Source organism: Trebonia sp. (assembly GCF_049794275.1).
GTDB lineage: Bacteria > Actinomycetota > Actinomycetes > Streptosporangiales > Streptosporangiaceae > Trebonia.
In genome coordinates, this window is record NZ_JBARCR010000230.1 from 1 (window position 1) to 1,597 (window position 1,597).

General features: G+C 71.9%; 1 protein-coding gene. It reads left to right on the forward strand.

Annotated features, from left to right (window positions below; translation table 11 throughout):
• Positions 1 to 1,597, forward strand: a 1,597-nt coding sequence (locus tag WA805_RS06680) for a penicillin acylase family protein (protein WP_425241895.1), incomplete at both ends; no start/stop codon positions are given.

The window sequence follows — 1,597 nt, forward strand, 5'->3', positions numbered from 1 at the left end:
TGCGGGCGGCGTTCGAGGCGTACGCGGACGGGGTGAACGACGCGGTGGCGAACGGGGCGCTGCCGCTGCCATTGCGGGACCGGGTCGAGGCGTGGCAGCCGTGGCATTCGGTGGCGGCGTTCAAGGTGCGGCATGTGCTGATGGGGCAGTGGCAGCACAAGCTGGTGAACGGGGTGCTGCTGGCGCGGATCGGGCCGGACGCGTTCTCCCGGCTCGAGACGCGGCCGCCGCTGGGGTCACCGCTGGCTGTTCCGCCGGACGGGCGGGTGTCGCGGCTGCTGGACTCGGCTCTCGGCGACATCGCCGGGCACCTTGGCTTTCTCGCGGAGGCGGAGCCCGGGTCCAACGCGTGGGCGGTCAGCGGGCGGCGGACCACGCATGGCGGGGCCGTGCTGTGCAACGACTCGCACCGTGCGCTCGACACCCCGAACGTGTACTGGCAGTGCCAGGTGTCGTGCCCTGAATTCGATGTGGCGGGGGCGACGTTCCCCGGGCTGCCGGGGTTCCCGCACTTCGGGTTCAACGGCTCAGTGGCGTGGGCGATCACCCACGGCGACGCGGACACGCAGGACCTCTACATCGAGCAGTTCGACGGGTCGCGGTACCTCACGCCGGACGGGTGGGCCAACGCGTCCGTGCGGGAAGAGCGGATCCTGGTGCGCGGCGACTACGAGGTGCCGGTCACCACCTGGGCGACGCGGCACGGGCCGGTCGTGCACGGGGACCCGGCCGACGGGACGGCGATCACGCTGAAGTGGGTCGGGACGTACCGGCCGAACCGGGGGTTCGAGTGCCTGCTGCCGATGCTTACCGCGAGGTCCGTTGCGGAGCTGGCGTCCGCGCAAGAGGGGTGGGTTGATCCGGTTAACAACCTCGTCTGCGCCGACACCGCCGGGCGGATCGCGTATCAGTGCCGGGGGGAAGTGCCGGTGCGTTCGGGTCCGGGGGGACGCCGGCTGCCCGTGGCGGGGTGGGACGGGTCGTGCGAATGGACCGGGTCCGTGCCGTTCGCTTCGCTGCCGCGGGCGGTCGATCCCGACGTAGGGTTCGTGATGACGGCGAACAACACGATCACGGACGCGTCTTCGCCTTACATCTCCTACACGTTCTCGCAGCCGTTCCGGGCGGAGCGGATCAGGTCGCTGCTCTCCGGATCCGGTTCGCTGAGCGTGGCTTCGCTGGCCGGCATGCAGGCCGACACGGTGTCGTGGGCGGCTTTGGCGTGGATTCGGGTGCTCGGGGGGCTTGGGCCTTTCGCCGATTCCGGCGCTGAGGCGGCGCGGTCTCTGCTCGCCTCGTGGGACGGGGATCTTGGTGCCGGGTCGGGGGCGGCGCTGCTGTACGCGTGTTTTCAGCGGGCGCTGGCCGCCGGGCTGTACCGGCCGGTGCTCGGGGACCGGACGTGGGAGTGGATGGCGTCGGGTGTCCCGGCGCCTACGACGACCCTGGTGCGGCGCTGGCTGGCCAACGACACCTGGGAGTTGCTTGGCGGGCCGGTGCCGGACGCCAGCGTGGGTGCGGAGCGGACCGAGCGGGTACTCGCGGCACTGCCTGCGGCACTGGCCGCCGCCTGGGCCTCGGCGGCTGAACACGGCGG